This window comes from Cupriavidus sp. JZ107, from assembly GCF_053903255.1.
On record NZ_CP096481.1, the window covers coordinates 1746785 to 1764165 of the forward strand.

At 65.8% G+C, this 17381-nt stretch carries 13 protein-coding genes; 5 read left to right on the plus strand and 8 right to left on the minus strand.

Annotation, left to right across the window (positions count from 1 at the left end; genetic code table 11):
- Window positions 1-30 precede the first annotated feature (30 nt).
- A complete protein-coding gene (locus tag M1D55_RS17305) occupies window positions 31-1032 on the minus strand; it encodes a Bug family tripartite tricarboxylate transporter substrate binding protein (RefSeq protein ID WP_006578080.1) in 1002 nt (333 codons plus the stop codon).
- A 52-nt stretch (window positions 1033-1084) separates the two neighbouring features.
- Window positions 1085-2245, minus strand: a complete 1161-nt coding sequence (locus M1D55_RS17310) for a M20 family metallopeptidase (RefSeq protein ID WP_456281390.1) — start codon at window positions 2243-2245, stop codon at window positions 1085-1087.
- Window positions 2246-2395: 150 nt separating this feature from the next.
- Between M1D55_RS17310 and M1D55_RS17315 the strand changes: the two genes are divergently transcribed.
- The 3 genes from M1D55_RS17315 (at window position 2396) to M1D55_RS17325 (ending at window position 5120) form a co-directional block, all read left to right on the plus strand.
- Window positions 2396-3304 carry a MurR/RpiR family transcriptional regulator gene (locus M1D55_RS17315; RefSeq protein WP_053821825.1) on the plus strand — a complete coding sequence of 303 codons (909 nt, stop codon included), beginning with the start codon at window positions 2396-2398 and terminating at the stop codon, window positions 3302-3304.
- A gap of 186 nt (window positions 3305-3490) precedes the next feature.
- Window positions 3491-4678, plus strand: coding sequence for a DJ-1/PfpI family protein (locus M1D55_RS17320; protein ID WP_438820956.1), 1188 nt, complete (start codon window positions 3491-3493; stop codon window positions 4676-4678).
- A gap of 19 nt (window positions 4679-4697) precedes the next feature.
- Window positions 4698-5120, plus strand: coding sequence for a VOC family protein (locus tag M1D55_RS17325; RefSeq protein WP_064573579.1), 423 nt, complete (start codon window positions 4698-4700; stop codon window positions 5118-5120).
- Between the two features lie 110 nt (window positions 5121-5230).
- On the opposite strand, the gene M1D55_RS17330 is transcribed toward M1D55_RS17325, so the two are convergent.
- The 3 genes from M1D55_RS17330 to M1D55_RS17340 form a co-directional block, all read right to left on the minus strand.
- A complete protein-coding gene (locus M1D55_RS17330; protein WP_456281391.1) occupies window positions 5231-6772 on the minus strand; it encodes a phospholipase D family protein in 1542 nt (513 codons plus the stop codon).
- Between the two features lie 83 nt (window positions 6773-6855).
- Window positions 6856-8376, minus strand: coding sequence for a hypothetical protein (locus M1D55_RS17335; protein WP_456281392.1), 1521 nt, complete (start codon window positions 8374-8376; stop codon window positions 6856-6858).
- Between the two features lie 134 nt (window positions 8377-8510).
- Entirely contained in the window at window positions 8511-10628 is a 2118-nt protein-coding gene (locus M1D55_RS17340) for a TonB-dependent receptor (RefSeq protein ID WP_456282731.1), read from the minus strand.
- A gap of 200 nt (window positions 10629-10828) precedes the next feature.
- Between M1D55_RS17340 and M1D55_RS17345 the strand changes: the two genes are divergently transcribed.
- Window positions 10829-12262, plus strand: coding sequence for a PepSY-associated TM helix domain-containing protein (locus M1D55_RS17345; protein WP_456281393.1), 1434 nt, complete (start codon window positions 10829-10831; stop codon window positions 12260-12262).
- A gap of 33 nt (window positions 12263-12295) precedes the next feature.
- Here M1D55_RS17345 and M1D55_RS17350 read toward each other — a convergent pair whose 3' ends face one another.
- The gene (locus tag M1D55_RS17350) at window positions 12296-12640 is read right to left on the minus strand and encodes a YnfA family protein (RefSeq protein WP_006576311.1); all 345 of its coding nucleotides are present in this window, start codon (window positions 12638-12640) and stop codon (window positions 12296-12298) included.
- 108 nt (window positions 12641-12748) lie between these two features.
- Here M1D55_RS17350 and M1D55_RS17355 point away from each other — a divergent pair, with 108 nt between their 5' ends.
- Window positions 12749-13150, plus strand: a complete 402-nt coding sequence (locus M1D55_RS17355) for a DUF1801 domain-containing protein (protein WP_456281394.1) — start codon at window positions 12749-12751, stop codon at window positions 13148-13150.
- 88 nt (window positions 13151-13238) lie between these two features.
- On the opposite strand, the gene M1D55_RS17360 is transcribed toward M1D55_RS17355, so the two are convergent.
- Complete coding sequence (locus tag M1D55_RS17360; protein WP_456281395.1) at window positions 13239-15806, minus strand: hypothetical protein; 2568 nt, start codon at window positions 15804-15806, stop codon at window positions 13239-13241.
- Window positions 15807-15922: 116 nt separating this feature from the next.
- Window positions 15923-17299 carry a hypothetical protein gene (locus M1D55_RS17365; RefSeq protein ID WP_456281396.1) on the minus strand — a complete coding sequence of 459 codons (1377 nt, stop codon included), beginning with the start codon at window positions 17297-17299 and terminating at the stop codon, window positions 15923-15925.
- Window positions 17300-17381 lie beyond the last annotated feature (82 nt).

The window sequence follows — 17381 nt, forward strand, 5'->3', positions numbered from 1 at the left end:
TCAGCGGCTGCTCCGAATGCTGAACGCCCCTTACTCCGCCGAAATCTTCGCCCGCTTGACCACCTCGCCATAGCGCTGCAGGCGGTCGGCCATCATCCGTTCGAAGGCGGCGGGGGCCATGTCTTCGGGCGGGACCACGCCGCGCGAGCGCAGGGCGGCTTGCATCGCGGGATCGCTCGCTGCCTTGCGCACTGCCTGGTAGATCTTCTGCACCACCGGCTGCGGCGTGCCAGCCGGTGCCGCGATGCCGGTCCACGAGCTCAGGTTCAGCTCCGGATAGCCCAGTTCAGCCAGCGTCGGCACGTCGGGCAACTGCTCGAGCCGCTGTTCCGAAGCGACCGCCAGCGCGCGGACCTTGCCGTCCTTGACGTGCGGCAGCATGATGACCAGGTTATCCAGGATGAACTGCACCTCGTTGCTCAGCACCGCCGTGATCAGTTGCGAGCCGCCGCGGTACGGGATATGGGTGGCCACCGCACCGGTGCTGGCCTTGAACATCTCGACATTGAGCTGGCCCATGCTGCCGACACCGCCGCTGCCGTAGTCGAGCTTGCCGGGATTCTTCTTCGAATAGGCGATGAATTCGGCGAACGTGCGCACCGGCAGGCTCGAATGCACGACCAGCGCATTGGGCTGGCGGCCCAGGATGGCGATGTTCTCGAAATCCTTGATCGGGTCGTAGCCGATGCGCGGCTGCGTCAGCGGATTGGCCAGGTGGCTGCTCTGCGACGACACCACCAAGGTATAGCCGTCCGGCTTGCTGCGCGCGACGACCTGGGTCGCGACCGAGCCACCCGCGCCGGGGCGGTTGTCGACGACGACCGGCACGCCAAGAATGCGCGACAGCGGCTCCGAATACTGGCGCGCCATGATGTCGACCGATCCGCCAGGCGGGAACGGCACCACCAGCGTGATCGGACGCGACGGCCAGTTTTCCTGTGCCACGGCGCCAAGCGGCGCAGCGGCGGCGATGGCAGCGGCGCTCAGGCCAAGACCTACGAAACGGCGGCGGGAGAAGGGCAGGTTCTGCATGATCAGAAAGGCAGGATGGTTTTGTGAATTGGCTCGAAGGCGGGCCTGCCGCTCATCGGAGTCCGAGAACGGCAAGCGCCAGGGCCTGGGCCCGTGGCACGAAGGTGGAGAGCTCGCAGTATTCGCGCTCGGTGTGCGGATGGCCGCCGACCGGGCCGGTGCCGCACAGCGTCGGCGTGCCGGCCGAGCTGGTCAGGCCGCTGTCGGCCGCGCCGCCGGTGAACTCGCCGTCGACGGTGAAGCCGACGCGTTCGGCGCTGCGCTGATACAGCGACAGCAGGAACGCGGGCGTCGTCGCCATCGGCATCGTGCGGCGCATGTCGGTGATGCGGCCGCGCGTACGGGGAATCGATTCGGCTTCGACGATCTCGCGGATGCGGCCGTACAGCGCGTCCATATCGGTTTCCGCGGTGAAGCGCACATCGAGCTGCCCCTTGGCATGCGGCGCGACCATGTTCGGCACGATGCCGCCCTGCACGCAGCCGACATTGGTGGTGACGCCGGAGGCCGGGTCGGTCAGCGCATGCAGTTCGAGAATCTTGCGCGCCAATGCGTCGATCGCGCTGGCGCCATGGGCGTGGTTGATGCCGGAATGCGCGGCCACGCCCTCGACCTCGAACTCGACCACCATCGAACCCTTGCGACCCGTCACCAGGTTGCCGCTGACGCGGCCCGGCTCGGCGTTGAACACGGCGCGAACTTCGCGGGCAACCGCCATGATCCGCTCGCGGGTCGCCGGCGAACCGATCTCCTCGTCGCACGAGAAGAACAGCCGCACCGGCGGCGCCTGGCGGCCCAGCCGCGCCAGCGCCTCGGCAACGAACACATTGAGCACCAGGCCGGATTTCATGTCGGCGACGCCGGGACCGTAGGCGCGTCCGTCCTCGACACGGAAGGGCCGCCTGGCCGCGGTGCCTTCGGGATAGACCGTATCCATATGCCCCATCAGCAGGACCGGCAGGCCCTCGCCGGAGCCGGACACCTGCGCATCGAGGCAGACGCCGTATCCGGGCACCGCATGGAAACGCACGGCAATGCCGGCCGCTTCCAGATGCGCGCGCAGCGCCTCGGCCACGGCCTGCACGCCGGCTTCATGGCGGCTGCCGCTGTCGATGTCGACAATCTTCTGCAGCAAGTCCTGCATCGCCTGTTGCTGGCCTTGCAGCCAGTCCAGCAGGGCCTGTTCGCCCTGGGCTACTTCTCTATCCTGCATGGGGTTCCTGTTCGCGGCCGGGGAACGGTACGCGATGAAAGGCGTGATGAAACGCGTTGTGCAACGTGCGTGAATCGGCCGAGAAACAGGCGATGAAACGATCGTTGCAATGGTGATATCATCATGCAATACACATTGCAGGGTGTCAATATGACGAATTCCCGCAAGGAGACCGCCGATCATGGCGCCACGCTGCTGGACCGGCTGGCGCGCGAGGCGGCCACGCTGACCGCGCGCGAGCGCGAACTGGCCGATGCATTGACGCGCGGCTATCCGCACGTGCTGCTCGAATCGGCGACCGCGCTGGCGGCGCAGCACGGGACCAGCGCGTCGACCGTGGTGCGGTTGTTCGCCAAGCTCGGCTATGCCAGCTATGCCGACGCGCAGCGCGAAGCGCGGGCGAGCGTGACTGCCGCGCTGCCGACCGCGGGTCAGCGCGCACCGGCGCTGATCGGCGGCAAGCGAACCTTGCGGGCGTGCCTCGACGACGCGTTGATGCATGACCAGCACAACCTGACGGCCACGCACGAATCGCTCGACATCGCCGCGTTCGAAGCGATCGCGCGGCTGCTGGCCGGAGGAAAAGGGCGCCTGTTCATCCTGGCGCAGAAGAACAGCGCACCGGTCAGCGCCTGGCTGGCGCTGCATCTGAACATGTGCCGGCCCAATGTGCAGGAGCTCGGGGCCGGCGCGGTGACGGCCACCGACGCCATGCTGTGGGTCCAGCCCGAAGACGTGCTGCTGACCTTCAGCGTCCGGCGCTATTCGAGCGCGCCGGTCAGCATCGCCCGTGCTTTCCGCGAACGGGGCGCGCGCGTCGTCGCGATCTGCGACAGCCCGGCCGCGCCGCTGGTGCCGCTGTCCGATCACCATCTGCTTGTACGCACCGCCAACGCATCGCCATTCGATTCGTACACCGCCGCGTTCTTCTTGTGCAATGCACTGGTATCCGCCGTCGCGCAGTTACGCCAGCCTGCCGTGATCGAGGCGCTGCAGCGGCGCGATGCGCTGTGGCAGGCGTTCGAGACCGACCCGGTGGAAGGATTGCGAAAGGGGTAGGGCGCGAAGGCGCAACGGCTACCGTCTGCCGACGCGCCATGCCGGCATCGGCCGATCTCGCCCAATGTGGACACTTTGGCGTGGCTTGGCGTCGGGATTCCGTCCGCCTAAGCTAGTGGTCTGGCTCACGCCAAGGAGGAGACCACGACGATGAACCGGTGGAACCGGCTGAAGCCGCTGAACCTACTGAACCTACGTCTGGCAGCATGGATCGCGCTCGGTATCGCGGCCGTCGCGCTGGCCGCCGGCGCGGCGTGGCTGCTGTCCCTGCCGCCCGCCACCGCTCCCGCTGAACCGCCGGCGATCGCCGAAGCGGAGCGGACAGCCACGCTGGCCGCGCTGAAGCCCCAGAAGCGGCCGCGCCCGGTGATTGCCATCGTCGGCATCAATGACGCGACCGAGACCACCGACTATCTGATGCCCTACGGCATCCTGCGCCGCGCCGACATCGGGGAGGTGACTGCCTTGGCGACGCAGCCGGGGCCGGTCAAGCTCTATCCCGTGCTCCAAGTCGAGCCGGACGCGACGATCGCGCAGTTCGACGCACAGCATCCCCAGGGCGCCGACTACGTGCTGGTGCCAGCGATGAGCCGCGACGACGATCCGGCCGTGCTGCAATGGATCCGCAGCCAGGCGGCCAAAGGCGCAACGGTCATCGGCATCTGCGCCGGCGCCAAGGTCGTGGCCGCGGCGGGGCTGCTCGACGGCAAGCGCGCCACCACCCATTGGTACTACCTGGAAGACTTGCTCGACAAGCATCCGACCGTGCGCTACGTTGCCGACCGGCGCATCGTCGTCGATGGCCGTGTCGCCACGACCACCGGCATTTCCGCGTCGATGCCAATGACGTTGACGCTGATCGAAGCCGTCGCGGGCCGCGACAGGGCACAGGCCGTGGCCCGCGACCTGGGCCTGCCGCATTGGGATGCGCGCCACGACAGCGATGCCTTCACCTTTACGCGCCCATTCGCCTTGACGGCGATCGGCAATACGATGGCGTTCTGGAATCGCGAGCGGCTGGGCATCGCGCTACGGCCTGGCGTCGACGAGGTGTCGCTGGCGCTGGTGGCCGACGCGTGGTCGCGGACATACCGTTCGCAGGCCGTATCGTTCGCCCAGCGGGCGGGGCCGATCCAGACGAGAAACGGCATTCGCCTGGTGCCCGAGCACGTCGGCACGGACTGGGATCGAGGCCGGACCATAGCGCTCGCCGCGGAATCGCAGCCGGCGCGGGCGCTGGACGAGGCGCTGAACGGCATCGGCCAGCGCTATGGCGCGCGAACCGAATCCCTGGTCGCGATGCAGCTCGAATATCCCCGCGAGAATCCAGGCGGACATCAGCAACCCGAGGCGCGCACGCGCCCCCTGCAGTAAAACCAACGGAGGAGACACGATGGCTAAGATGATTTTCCTGAACCTGCCGGTCCGCGATCTTGCCGCGGCGACGCGGTTCTACGAGGCGATCGGCTGCGTCAAGAACGAGCAGTTCAGCGACCACCAGACGTCGTCGATGGTGTGGTCGGACACCATCACGTTCCATCTGATGACGCACGCCTATTACGGGACCTTCACCAGCAAGCCGATCGCCGATGGGCGCGAAACCAGCGCCATGCTGATCGCGCTGACGATCGACAATCGCGAGGATGTGGACGCCATCGTCGAGGCCGCGAAATCGGCTGGCGGCCGCGCGGACATTCGTGAACCGCAGGACATGGGGTTCATGTATCTGCGCACGTTCGAAGATCCCGACGGCCATCTGTTCGAGCCGGTATGGATGAATCCGGACGCGATGATGGGCGAGCAGGGCGCGCAATAGGGCAGTAGCGCAACAGCGCAATAGCCCATTGGCGCAATGCGGCGGCCGCTCGCAGGGATTCCCGCCGTAGCGGCCTTGCACGCTACCGTCAGTGCTCGCCTATCACACCGTCATAACATCCAGTCGATCGGCAACCACGACAGCCCGCGGATCCAGACGCGCTCCAGCCAGCTGGTGTTGGGCTCGGTATCGTGGCGAATCGTGTCGTTGCCGCGCCGTTCCAGCCAGTACAGGCTGCCGTTGTCGGACAGCCGGACCTCGTAGGCGTTCTGCGGGACGCTGGTGCCAAACGCCGATTCAATGCGGCCCGCCAGCGTGGGGCTCTCGATCACGAAGCCCAGTTCGGTATTCAGATTCGCCGAGCGGGGATCGAAGTTGAGCGAGCCGACAAAGACGCGCTGCGCATCCACGGCGAACGTCTTCGCGTGCAGGCTCGCGCCGGAGCTGCCGAACGGTCCGGCGCGCTCCTCTGGCCTGGTCGGCGGCGTGGTATCGGCCTTGTCCGCCGGCGCCGCGATCTCGCGCTTCAACTCGAACAACTGCACGCCGGATTCCAGCAACGCACAGCGCCATTTGACATAGCCGGAGTGCACTACCTTGACGTCCGTCGCCTCGGCTGCATTGGTCAGCACGCGCACATTGACCCCCTTGGCCGCCAGGTCCGTGAAGGCGTTGGCGCCGGACTTGGTCGGAACGAAGTAGGGGGATACCAGATCGAGTTCCCGCGCCGGCACGCCGATGGTCTCCATCAGCTGATGTCCGATCAGCGCATGGCGCGGCGCCTTGCCCAGAACCTTGGCGGGATCGTCGCTGACGATCCGGGTCTTTGCCCACTCGAACGCCAAGGTGCCATCGAGGATGCGGCGGTATGCCGGCATCGCCTTCAGGGCGTTCATGTAGGCCTCGGCGGCCGGGTCGCGCCGCGCGACGGCAGCCTCCCGGGTCAGCTGCTCGAGCCTGTCCGGTGCGACAGGCGGCACGATCGCATTGATCGGATAGGCACTGGCGCTGGCCCAGTAGCGATCGAACTCCCGTTCGACATCGGCCGCAATCGGCCCGACGGCCAGCACATCCAGGTCGGAAAACAGCACGCCATCGGTGGCGCCGAAATATTCGTCGCCGACGTTGCGACCGCCAACGATGGTGGCCTGCGCATCCACGGTGAACGATTTATTGTGCATGCGCCGGTTCAGGCGGGGAAAGTCGGTCAGATAGCCGATGAATTTCGGCGACCGCACCACGAATGGATTGAAGAGGCGGACCTCGATATTGGGATGGGCATCCAGCGCGGACAGGATCTCGTCGAGCCCGGAAATACCGTTGTCGTCCAGCAGCAGACGCACCCGCACGCCGCGCTCGGCCGCTTCATGCAGCGCATCGAGCAGCAGCGTGCCCGTGGTGTCCAGGCGCCAGATGTAGTACTGCACGTCCAGCGTGCGCTCGGCCATGCGCGCGCCATGGACCCGCGCGGCGAAGGCCTCGCGCGGATCGGCCAGCGCGTGAATACCCGATAGACCCGGGCGCTGGGACAGGGCCGGCGCCAAGGCACGCCCGAGTGCGGTAGCGCGGGACTGCTCTGGTGTCAGTGCGTGGGAAGGCGTCCGGTCCGCGAGCGGCGGCAGGGCGCATCCGCCGAGCAGCAGCGTTGCCATGGCGGGAATGGCGATGAAGCACAAAGGCGCAAGGACACGATCAAACAGGAAGCCATGAGGGACGCGATTCCGATGGACTGAGACTAGGCGATACGGTCGATAGTGCCACGCGCATGGTTCCCGCCAGCTTCGACTCCATGGCCGCCGCAACGGAAGAACGCTCGAACGATATCGACATCGACCGGCTCACGGCTGCGAATATCAAATCGTGCGCCCGCGTTCAGCGTCAGGGCCAGATGAGAGTAAGGTCCGCCACGGTCCGCGCAGATATCCGACTCCCACGTATCGATGGCCGACAATTCGCCAACTCGCCATCGGAAACTCCAGACTTTGCTGCTGAAGCCCTGCCAATCGCCTGCGGTCCAGAGCACGATTTGCTTCATGTCATCAAGTGGATCGACGCGCGGCAATATCGAGTCGGTATCGACGCCGTCATAGTCCACCGAACTGACCTCGAAACCGAGCGGTAACCACACGTCCGGGGCGCATTCCTGCCAGTGCGGCCAACGCCCGCGGATCCTCGCAAGATAGTCCGCGTCTGTCAGGTTCAGCCAACCGTGGCCGAGTACGTCGAAGTGCAAGCTGATGTGGATCCGGTCGTTCCGCCAATCCATGAACATGTGCGAATCTGGACGAATTTCCGGCGCAACGCCTTCCGCTACGCGCATCCCCTTTACCACCTGAACCAACGCCGCCTTGTCTGTCAACCCGTTGATGCCTGAGAACCGGAAAGAAGCCCTGCGCGGCGGGAAATTTGCGAACGGTTCATCGTGGCGATGCAGATCCAGCTCGGCTATGGTCAGGGGGCCGGCCTGCAGCAGGCCCGCGCTGCCTGCATCGACCCACGCCGCCAGCGCATCCGCAATTTGCGAGCCATCGAGTATCGGGGCCGGGTCGAGCTTCAACATCGGCAAGCGAGTCCACAGCACCCGCTTGCAAGGTCGCGACGCCTGTAGAACCGCTTCGATTTGCGCGAGTTCGATGCCGAAGCGCCGCTGGAGCGACGCATAGAACGGGTCCGACGCGCTACGTGGCGGCGCAAACTGTTGCTCGCAGCCTTGCATCAGTTGAAAACTCATTCGCCGCAACGGGATCTCGCTGCAGGAATGGGCGTCGGCATACCGCGTCAATTCGATGGCGACGACCTCGCTCCATGGCACGCAGACCTGTCCGTCGTACGCGGCAAACACTAGTGCGTCGTCGCGCAATTCGTACTGCTGTTCGCCAGCATCATCGTCCGGCGGCTTCTCGAAATCCGCCACGTCGCGATCGGTGGCAAACCATCGTGGCGGCGAGGGCAATCGCGTCAGATCGGGCGCGCTGATGTCCAGCGACTGCCAGCGACCGGCACGATAGGTTCCCCGCGAGGCGTCGATGCTCAACCGCCGGGCGGACCAGCCTGCAAAGTCGGGGGAGGACAACGGATGGAGAAAGCGTACCTGTACCGTCTGGTATCGCCCGCCGTCGCCACCCTTGCGCACTGGCACAGTAAAGCGGCATCGCCATCCGAAGTCATGCTCGCCGACACGCAGCGAGCAAAGCTCGACGGGATTGCCAAAGCGCGCCAGGTCGAAGGTGAAATGGTCGTAGGTGGTGATTTGCACGATCCGATGCTTGCCAACAGGGTGCGTGCCTTGCCGGAAAAAAAGCGGCGCAAGCAAGGCAAACCCAACCGCGGTAGGCCTTTCCTACCGCGCCAGGGCACTATGATGCCGCATCGTCAAGGCAATACCACGACTCAGAACCGGTGATTGACCGTCAATTCGACGCGCCGTCCTGCCCCCTGAAGCCACTGCGTGGGGTTGTAGTAAGCCGTCGCGACATAGTGCCGGTCGAACACATTGAAGCCGCGCAGCGACAGCGTGGTGTTCTTGCGCGGCCGCCATTGCAGCAGCAGATCCGTGGTGGTGTAGGCCGGCATTTCCAGCGTATTGGCTCGGTCGGCAAAACGGCGGCCGACATAGCGGATGCCGGCGCCTGCTGTCCATTCCGGCAGGAAGCGCCAGGTCAGCCAGGCATTGGCCAGCCGCTCGGGCACGTCGGTCGGCACGTTGCCGGCCCGTGAGACCGCCGTGCCGTTCACCGATTCCGTGAAGTCGTCATAGCGCGCCTGCAGCAGCGCCGCATTGGCGTCGAGCCGCCAGCCGCGCAGGAATTCGACGCCGACGCTGGCCTCGATTCCACGCGACGATTGTTCGCCGACCTGTACGCTTTGCGCGGGATTGGCTGCGTCGCGGGTGACCAAATTCTTTTTGACAATGTGATAAGCCGCGACCGTCCATTCCCCTTCGCCGTTCCAGAAGTCCTGCTTGACGCCGGCTTCGATCTGGCGGCCGGTGGACAGGTCGAAATGGCTGTTGGAGGACGACAGCATCAGCAGCGCGCTGACGGGATCGGCGGCTTCCGAGTATTGCGCGTATAGCGCGAGATTCGGCGTCAGGTTGTAGACCGTTCCGGCGCGCCAGCCGACGTGCGAAAAGGTCCTGTCGAACGCCTCGCGATGGGCCATCAGATCGTGGCGTTCGATCCGCGCATGGTCATAGCGCAAACCGCCCAACACCGACCAGCGCGGCGTGATTTCGAGCCGATTCTCGGCAAACAAGGCGTACTGGACCGCCTCGTTGCTGTAGCGCGGCGCTGTGCCGGCCACGTTGATGAACTGGCCGCGCTCGAACGTGTAGGGATCGACGACGGTGCTGCCGGAGTAGGGGGAGTTGTTGGTATGGCGAAACGATGCCCGATTGATGTCGAAGCCGACCGACAGGCTGTTGTTCATGCCGAACAGCGCATGGCGATAGACCACGTCGGTCGTATTGCCGACCTGCCACTGGTCATGAAGGATCTCGACATAGGACGAGCGCTGGATCAGGCCGCTCGCCGGCAGATAGTCGTAATACTCGGCATTGCGCCAATGGCGATTGCTGTCGATGTAGTAGGCCCGCGAGCGAACCGTCAGATCGGCGCTCGGCGTCCACCGCGCCGACAGTTCGGTCCACTGGTCGTCGTACTGGATGCGGCTGTCGCTGACGTTGTAGTTTCGCGTTCGCAAGGACGGATCCTGGCGGCCATTGATCAGCGGCACGCCGAAATAGCGTGCCGGCTGCTGCCAGCCCTTGGCGTAACTCAGCTTGAGCGCAAGCTCGGGCGTCGGATCCCATTGCAGCGCGCCCGACACCGACAGATTGCGCGAATCCCCGAAATCCACCGACCCATCGGTACGATTGCCGCTGACATCGAAGCGGTATGACCAGCGTTCGTCGATGGCGCCGCCGCTGCCGAACGCGAGCCGCTGGGTGTTTTCCGTGCCGATCGTCGCCTGGATTTCGTTCTCGATCGGACCGCGCGTCGGCTTCTTCGGCACCACGTTCACGACGCCGCCGATCGCGCCCTCGCCATAGATCACCGAGGCGGGACCGCGCAGCACCTCGATGCGTTCGACCGACCAGGTATCGAACGGATAGGTGACACCGATCCCGCCGTATTGGCGCACGCCATCGTAGAGCCGCATGACCGAAGCCGCATCGGTAAAGCCTCGCGCGGATAGCGAAGCGCCGCCATTGCCGGGATGGCCAAGCCCGGACAGCCCCGGGGCGCGGGTAATGGCATCGACCAGCGACACATCGCCCCGGATCTCAAGCTGGTCGCGGGCGATGACGTCCACGCTGGCCGGCGTCTGCATCGGTGTCAGGCCGAGATTCGACCCGATCGAGGCCGGTTCGTCCAGCCCGGTCTGGCCGCCGGCATGGACGGTGACCGGTGCCAGTTCGTGGATCTCCGGCGATGGATCGGCGGCTTGGGCGGACAGGCAAACGGCGGCAGCGGCTAGCGCCACCTCGCGTGGAAGAAATCGGGCCATGGGCAAATGGATGTGTCGGCGGAAAAGGCGCGCGACCAAGAGAGGCGGTTGTTTTTTTTTGCTGCCCGATTCTATTTGCCACGCCTTTAGCGGTACATGCGACACCATGACGCAGGACCGCCGCGGGATTTCGTCGCAAAGTACGGACTCGCGCCGCAATGGCGCATTTCCCAAGAGATTTACACCATCACCGCGCGCCGATGCCCGTGTCGATTTCCCAAACCCGTTCCGGAACCTCTGCCGCCCACCGCACGCTTTGGCGCTGGCATTTTTATGCCGGCCTGTTCGTGATGCCGTTTCTGATCGTGCTGGCAATCACCGGCACGATCTATTGCTTCCAACCGCAAATCGAGCCATGGCTGTATCCGCAGTTATTGCGCGTAACGCCGCAGGGCGAACCGCTTCCGGCGCAAACGCTGCTGGAGCGGGCGAGAGCGGCGGCCCCGGCCGGAGCAGTCGCCACGACGTACACGTTGCGCAATGACCCGCGCGCCAGCTCCGAATTCATCTTCCGGCTGCCCTCGGGCAACAGCGAAAGCCTCTATCTGAACCCGTACTCCGGCGCGGTGCTGGGCAGCCTCAGCGTCGAGGACCGCTTGATGAAGCAGGTCCGCATGCTGCATCGCGCATTGCTCGCGGGCAAGCCCGGCGAAGTGCTGATGGAACTGGCCGGATGCTGGACGCTGGTGATGATCGCCACCGGCCTGGCGATGTGGTGGCCGCGCTTGCGCGAATCAGGCGTTGGCGCGTTTCGGATGCGGCCGGCAAGCGGCAGGCGAGGGCGGTGGAAGGAAATCCACCTACTGCTCGGCGTGTCGCTCGCCGTCGGCGCGCTGCTGTTCGTGCTGTCCGGTCTGCCGTGGACCGCTCTCTGGGGCAAGCAGTTCAAGGCCATCACCACCGCGGCGAATCTGGGACGGCCGGCCGATGGCGGAGCGGGGCACATGCACGCACCGGCCCGCGATCGAGGCAATGGGGGCGATGCCGGCCTGGAAGACCATCGGGGCCACACGAAGACCATGGAGTCGCTGCCGCTTGGCGATGTGCCATGGGCAACGGGATTGACCGCCGTGCCAGCCCGTTCCGTCGCCTCCACCGGCCATGCAGCCATCGGGCTGGATCGGGTACTGGCCATCGTCCGCGCGCGCGGTGCCGGTCCGGGATGCCAGGTCGCGCTGCCGGCAGGCACCGGCTCGGTCTACTCGGTTTCCTGCTTCCCCAACGATCCCAGGGGAGAACGAACGCTGCATATCGATCCGCACAGCGGCAATATCGTCCGCGATATCCGCTATGAGGACTACGGCGCCGTCGCCAAGGCGGTGTCGTACGGCTCCTCGCTCCATATGGGCAGGTATTTCGGCATGGCCAATCAGATCGTATGCGCCGTGATCTCGCTGGGCCTGATGGCGCTGGCGATCACTGGCTTCATCATGTGGATCAAGCGAAAACCGGCCAATGCGCTGGGCGCGCCGTCGCGTCCGGCAAGCCCGCCGCCGATGCGTGCATGGGTGGCAGGGCTGGCGGTATTGGGTGCGATATTCCCGCTGATGGGGATCACGATGCTGGTGGTGTGGATCATCGACCGGTCCGTCGCCAGAACGGCCGGCGCGCCGCCGGAACCGGTACGGCGATGATCGGATCGGATGCTCTCGGACGCCGATCCGCAATCAACCCGTGCCGGTCCCAGACGCAGGCTGCAGCACGATAATGGCCATGCCGGCCAATGCCACGGACGCGCCGATGACATCCCAGCGCGTCAGCGGCAAGCCATCCACGAGGCGAAGCCACAGCAGCGCGACCGCAATATAGACGCCGCCATAGGCCGCATACGTGCGCCCCGCGGCCGTGGGATGCAAGGTCAGCAACCAGGCGAACGCCGCCAATGCCAGCGCCGCGGGAATCAGCAGCAGCGGACTCTTTTCCTGCTTTAATACCAGGTAGGGCAAATAGCAGCCGACGATCTCGGCCAGCGCCGTCAGCACGAACAGCGCCGTATAGGCTAGGAAGGTCACGGGTCGAAGCGGGCAGGGTGGCAATGGTCCGCATTGTCACACGGCAATGCCGTGCCCCAGCCAGTGAACGTTGCACTGCGCGCGCTTCGAATAGGAAGGGAATCCGATATGAACAATAACGAATTGCAGCAAGGCCAATCCGCCTCCGCGCTGATCGATGCACGGATCGAGGAGCTGGGCGACTGGCGAGGCGAAATGCTGGCCAGGCTGCGCGCGCTGATCAAGGAAGCCGCTCCCGACGTCATCGAAGAATGGAAATGGCGCGGCGTTCCCGTGTGGTCGCACAACGGCATCATCTGCACCGGCGAGACCTACAAGAGCGTCGTCAAGATGACCTTCGCCAAAGGCGCGGCGCTGCCGGATCCCGCCGGGCTGTTCAATGCAAGCCTGGACGGCAATACCAGGCGCGCCATCGATTTCCAGCAAGGCGCGCAGATCGACGAGAAGGCGTTGAAGGAGCTGGTGCGGGCGGCGGCGGTGTTGAACGGCAGCAAAGGAAAGCGCCGCTGATACCGCTCCCGCCATGAGCCCTTGCTGAAGCCGCGTGTCGAGCGCCAACCGCCGGCCCAAATGCGGTCAGCGCTCGACGGTCCTCCGATTACAGGGGGCGGCCGAGAATATCCTCTCCGACCAGATCGGCCGTCGCCCGCAGCGCCTGCCGCACGCGGAAGTCGGCGGCATGGCCGCCGCGATCGCGATAGGACAGCGTCAGCGGCCGCTGTGCCTGCACCGATTGGCCATCGATGACATCCGCGGCGCGTACCGCGTCGGCATCGCCCGGCACCACCAGCCGCAGCGCCATCACGATCGGATCGGCATCGGGCAGTGTCCCGTCGACGCGCCAGTCGCTGTTGGCGCGTTGAACCAGCACGGTGCCGTCGGCCAACTGGGAGCAGCGCCACGGGTTGACCGACGCCGGCCGTATCAGCATGCGTGCCACGGTATCGGCAACCGGCTGCGCCAGCGGCGCATTCAGGTGGACTTCGGCCTCGACCACATCGACCGGCCAGGCGGCGGCCCAGTCTTGCGCGGTGAGGCCGGCGTGCAATGCCTGTTGGCGTACCGCCACGGCACCCGTCAGCAGCACGGTGCCGGCGTGCCGCGCCTCGTCGAGCGCGATCTGCATGACGCCTAGCGCCTGCAGCGCCTGATCGAGGCGCCGGGCCCCCGGCTCACCCGCGGTCAACCCTTGCTCGCGTGCCGCCAGACTCTGCATGGCCGTGTCGGCCAGCTGCGCCACCGCGCCCAGCACGGCCAGAATCTCGCGGCAGCGCGCCGCACGCTCGGCATCGCGCAACGCGCCGTCGTCGCGGATCGCGTTCCAGATGAAATTCACGGCGGCAAGATTGACCCACGTGCCGGCGCGCAGCTGGGGCGCCAGCCACGCGTCAAGCGCGTGGCACCAGCCTTGCTGGACCGCCGGTGTCGAAGCCTGCAAGGCCGCCAGCAGGCCGGCCAGCGACCAGACGCGTATCCGCGCCACCGTATCGTCGGCGTTGCCCAGCGCCGCGGCGCACGCAGGCACGGCGGCCGCCAAGGCCTGTCGGCGTGCGGCGACGGCGTTGCGCAAATCGGCATCGCCGCTGCCCAGGGCCCGGTCCAGACGCTCCAGCCGCTTCGCCAGCTTGGTGTCCCGGGGCGGCTGGCCCGTCGACAGGGCCTCGCGCACGATGGTGCTGAAGTCGTCGACGAAATAGCCCAGATCCGGCACCGGCAGTTGCACCTGCGATACACCGGGGCGATCGCCGATCCGCACCTCGCTCCAGTGCTCGCGCAGCTCCACCGAGCTGCGGGTGGCGATGCCGATATCGATCAACTCCCCATTGATGCCGACCGGGCCGGAAGGGTCTCCGAGATTGGCAAGGACGATTCCCGTGACGGCGCGTGGCGCCGCACCGAGGCGTTCGGCCTGATCCTCCGCGTGCATCGCGGCTTCGCTATAGGGCGACGCCTCCGGCAGCGCGTCATGCACGCCCGCCAGTTGCGCTTGCGGCTGCGGCGGCCGCCAGGCGTTCAGTACGTTGGCATGGGCGTACATCAGCGCGTTGAACTGGAAGCGGAACACGTCCATCTTGGACAACACCAGATCGTTGACCGCGCCGAACGCGGCATACCAGTCCGCCGCCGGCAGCGTCGGATCGATCAGCACGCCGGTGTCCCAGTCGTTGCCGCCTTCCGCAGGCGCCCCCAACGCCGTGTACAGCGCGCGGCCGCCTTTCAAAAAGAAGCGCAGGCAGTCCTCGTTGCGGTGAAATTGCTGACGCAGCTGCTGGTTCAGGTTTGCGATCGCGTCGGCCAGCTCTCGCACGCGGGCTTCGTGCCAAGGCGTCAGCCAGTCGAATGAACTGTGCAAATATCCCGTCGCGGCGCCGCTGATGACTGCCTTGGTCTCCAGGTCCATACGGCCCTGCGCGGCATAGCCCTCGAAACGATGCATCAGCCGGTACAGGTAGAAATCGCGGATGTTGTAGAGCGCCCGCACCGAAGCCACGCTCAATGCCGCTGACGACAGCGGCCGCATGACGTTCTGATGCAGGTCGTCGATCAGCGAGGCGGGGTCCTTGGCCGCATTGGCGGCCCGCCATGCCCCGATGGCATCCTGCGGGCTGGCCTGGTCAATAAAGTGCAAGTACTGCAGTGCAGCCCAGATCGGATCGGCGACCAGATCCGCCGTGCGCACCGGCACCGCCAGCGTGCACAGACCGATGGCCTGCTGCAGAAAGGTGTTGACGGCATCGGCCAATGCCGGCGCCAGCGGCAGCGCCGGATTGGCCGACGCCAGACGCTCGCAGCGCTCCAGCTGCTCGCGCATTGCCTGCAGGCGCTGATCGGCCATCGGCGCATTGCGCAGCTGGGTCCGCAACGGCGAATCGGGAATATCCAGCGGCTCGGGAGCCTGCGTGTCAAGCACGAAGAAGCGGGCCAGCGCCGCGGCTTCGGCCTCCCGCTTCGCATTGACGTCCTGCGCCTGTGCGCGCTGCTCGCGCACCAGACGCTGGTACTCGGTCTCGAGCACCTGCAGCGGATGGACGGAAACCGCTTGCCAGCCGATCGAGGCGGCCCGCTGCGGGGCATCGACGATCTGGTACTGGCCTGCATGCGGCCGCGGCACGGACGCGGTCAGCTGCCGCGCCACGGTATTGAAGAAGGGGGCAATATTGGCCATGGTGTCACCGGATAGGTAAGGCTCGGCCCACGACGCGACGCAAGGCGTGGCGACGCGAGCCGGGCAGGGCAGGGCATGGATCAACGGCCCACGGCGCCACCGCGGGCCGCGCGTGCTTACTTGCCGTCGATCTCTTCGAGCACGGCGCCGACGATGTAGCAGGTACGGTCCCGCGGATTGACGGTGCCGCCGTCAAAGCTGTCGGGTCCGAAGGTCACGACCACGTCGCCGCTGGCATCGTCGCTGCGGGCGCTGGTGGTCTTGTAGGACTGCTCGGCGTGGCCGAGCGGGATCAGCCCGAACAGGTTCAGCTTGACGCCGACGTTCTCCTGAAACATCGACTTGATCGACGACGCGTCAGCCTTGTGGAAACGCAGCGTCACGGTCGGGCGCTGGCTCAGCACGAGGGTGCGGGCACGGGTAAAGCGGCCCTGCGGACCAAATACGGCGCGCCCCTTCCATTCGTCCGAACTCAGATAGAAACCGGTGAAGTCGTCGCCAGCCTTGTTGCGCGCCAGTTCGTCGACGATGACCTTGTCGTACCAGCCGCTCTGGCCGTTGGCCGACAGCACGCGCGGCGACGGCGAAATCGGCGTGACGCCGGTGAACGCCATCTCGACCGACATCGACTGATTGCGCGACATCATCTTGTCCAGGTTGTACTGCGCCGAGCCGCCCACCGAGATCGACAGGAAGTCCAGCGGGATGGCCACGCCTGCGCCGCCGCCGACCGACATCGACGTGGTTCCGCTCTCGCTGTAGGCCACGCTGGCCTTGACGGTGACCGTATTGCCGGTATTGCGCAGCCGCCCGAGCAGCTCGGTCGGCGTCGGAATGTTGTCGAAAGCGGCGACGTAGCTGCCGTCTTCGACCTGCAGGCCACCGTTGCTGGCGCTGGGGTTCAGCACGTTGGCCGCCGCGGCATTGAGCCGTTGCAGCGCATCGAACTGTGCCTGCTTGACCGTCAGCGCGGGAGCGGCCGCCAGTGCCCAGGTCAGATAGACGATTCGCACGCTGGCGTCGAGCTTCGACGGATCGTTGCCGTACTCCTTGCGCACGACGTCATTGATGTACAGCGCCTTGTTGGCGAAGCCGGAGCCGTCGAGCCGGATCGTCCCGTAGGCTTCCTCCCAGGCGGAGATTAGCGCCTGTTGCTGCGCGGCTGCGTCGTCGAGCGCCTTTTGCACGCGCGTATTGTCGGCCGTGGACAACTGGTACGAAGCGCTCTTGAGCAGCCGCATATACAGCCCGGAATAGCTGTCGGTGTTGTCGAGCGTCTTCGCACCGTTGCCGCCGTCGATCGTCGGGTAATCCAGCACCTTCAGCGTGAACGGGTTGAAGTACGCGTTCGCACCCACGGTGGTCTGAAAATTGAATCCCGGCGGATAGATCAGCGCCCGCAGCTCGCCATTGAGCTGGCTGCCGAGCATCGTGCGCATCTGCGCCTCGATCGCCGCGAGAAAGTTCTGTTGTGCCTGTTGCTGGTCGCTCATTGCATGCTCCTTCGGTTGGAGGGGAGAACGTCAACGCAAACGTCGTCGACGCGACCCAGCGTAGGTGGCAGACACAGGGCAG